The sequence below is a fragment of the Barnesiella intestinihominis YIT 11860 genome, from assembly GCF_000296465.1.
Taxonomy (GTDB): Bacteria; Bacteroidota; Bacteroidia; order Bacteroidales; family Barnesiellaceae; genus Barnesiella; species Barnesiella intestinihominis.
The window spans coordinates 678,900-680,910 of record NZ_JH815204.1 but is presented as its reverse complement, the minus strand read 5'-3'; the positions used below and the strand labels follow the sequence as shown (position 1 = coordinate 680,910).

General features: G+C 35.8%; 3 protein-coding genes. All 3 read left to right on the top strand.

Annotated features, from left to right (window positions below; translation table 11 throughout):
• Positions 1-302: hypothetical protein (locus tag HMPREF9448_RS14710; RefSeq protein ID WP_008862021.1), on the top strand; the 302-nt coding region annotated here is incomplete at its 5' end.
• Positions 303-309: 7 nt separating this feature from the next.
• Complete coding sequence (locus HMPREF9448_RS07645) at positions 310-1,338, top strand: hypothetical protein (protein WP_008862020.1); 1,029 nt, start codon at positions 310-312, stop codon at positions 1,336-1,338.
• A 110-nt stretch (positions 1,339-1,448) separates the two neighbouring features.
• Positions 1,449-2,011: DUF4279 domain-containing protein (locus HMPREF9448_RS07640; protein WP_008862019.1), on the top strand; the 563-nt coding region annotated here is incomplete at its 3' end.

The following is a 2,011-nucleotide window of genomic DNA, read 5'->3' as shown; positions in this document are numbered from 1 at the left end:
GTTTCGTTCCGTTGGGAATAGCTTTACGAAGAAAATACATTCGCAAAGTCGGCTTTTCCGAAGTCAAAAAGTTCAAAGTCCCTAAATATTTCAAAACAGTAGAAACGGTTTGCGGAGTGTTCAAAGGGTGGGTTATAGTCAATAACCATACTTTGGAGCGAAAACTAGTAAAAAAACCGACAAAAAAGCAACAGAAATATCCTCCTTATGGAATCTGGGGTATAGAATTTTTAATAGACCGTATTGAAAAAAACTGGAACCCGGAAACTTGGGAAGACGAATATACAGAACAAGAATCATAAACAGAAGATGAAAAAGGAGATAAAAGGAGAAAATGTTACAAATAAGAATCTTGTTACCATAAAAATAAAACAACGAAAAGAGCCTATCACTGGCCTTTACGTGAATCATGATAACAATTGGGTCGCTGTTTTGGAAAATACATATGACTATGTCCTCGATGGATATACATTCATCAATCGAGAGTGGATAGACCATTTTCACATCGAAACAGACAGAATAGCAGACTATATATTTTCCAACTCAAAATGGGAGCTCATAAATTCTACGCTTCTATTTCCTCCCGCTTTATTTGATAAAGATAAAGAGAAACTCGTTGAGATATGGCAACACAAAGCTCATAAATTTTGGCTTGGAGAAATAAAAAATATCAACGAACAATACATAACAATGAGGATTTTAAATAAACAAGCACAATGGGTTGAATATAAAAAATTTCCTTTACAGAAGATTCGCTTTTTTCGAGTGAACACTCGTTACTCGTGCGCTTATCAAAAATATATAACGACAGACTCCACAAAAATCCCCCGATTGGAAATCTGGGAAATCAAGGTTAATAACCACAATGAAATATATAAAGGTGTGGTCATTCAAGAAAATGAAGAATGGATTATTCTTCACCAAAGTCAGAGAGATTTTAATTTCGACGGATATTTATTTATCAATAAAAATTTCATTAAACAAAAAAATATAGTTTCAACAGATAGAATTTCGGCAAAAATCCTTTCTCTAAACTATTCACCGATGTGGAAATATGAAGGAAAGGGTATAGATTGTACAAATACCATGCACATTTTCAGTACCTTCATGGAGAAAAAAGAAAACATAGCGATAGGATTGGAATCGGACGATTATATCCTTGTCGGAAAAATTGCCAAGCTCAACCGAAAATCCATTGTTCTCAATAAAATAGATGAACAGACGAACTTTATACAATCACAAAGAATCCCTTTCTCCAAAATACGTCTTATCGAATATAAGAACAATTATCTCACCTCACTAAGTAAATATGAGAATCTTTTTGCCTCCATAGATTGATGATAAATTACTACGGAAAAAGCATTAAAATTACATGCTATTATTCCCATAACTCATAGAATAAAGGAAGATTAAAAGTAATGATTACATTCGACAATAAAAAAATTAGAATGGGATGCGATTTTTGGATCGATACCGAAGAAGATGCTCCCTCGGTCGTAACCCGCATGACCGGTATACAACCCTCGTGGGCTACAACAAAAGGCGAAATATTTAGGACGATACCTAATGAAATAATGCCAAGCAGGGAAATACCCGGAAAATTCTTTAAACAAAATCTGTGGAAATTATCCGGCACTACCTATTTTGAAAAAGACGACCATCTGATACCTTTCAAATCGATCGATATGCTCGAAATGATAGAGAAACAGAAAAGTTCTTTCCAAAAGATTTTTAGGAACTACAAATACAAATGCCTCCTTCATTTCTGTTATGTCAACCGGCATAAACTTCAATTCCGCATTCCACCGGAACTGTGGAGACGTATCGCACCGTACGGATTGTTGGTCGACTTCGACCTGTACCTACTCAGTAAAAGCAAAAAAAATAACATTAACCGAATCAAGGCCGGAACCGAAATGGGCTGTACGCTCTATATCGAGACCGGAAAGAATGACCCGGGTATCGTTACCGAGATGACCGGAATATCCCCCACCCGTATCAAACGGAAAGG

Coding starts and splice junctions, on each gene's coding strand:
- HMPREF9448_RS07645 (WP_008862020.1), top strand. CDS start 310: ATGAAAAAGGAGATAAAAGGAGAAAATGTTACAAATAAGAATCTTGTT.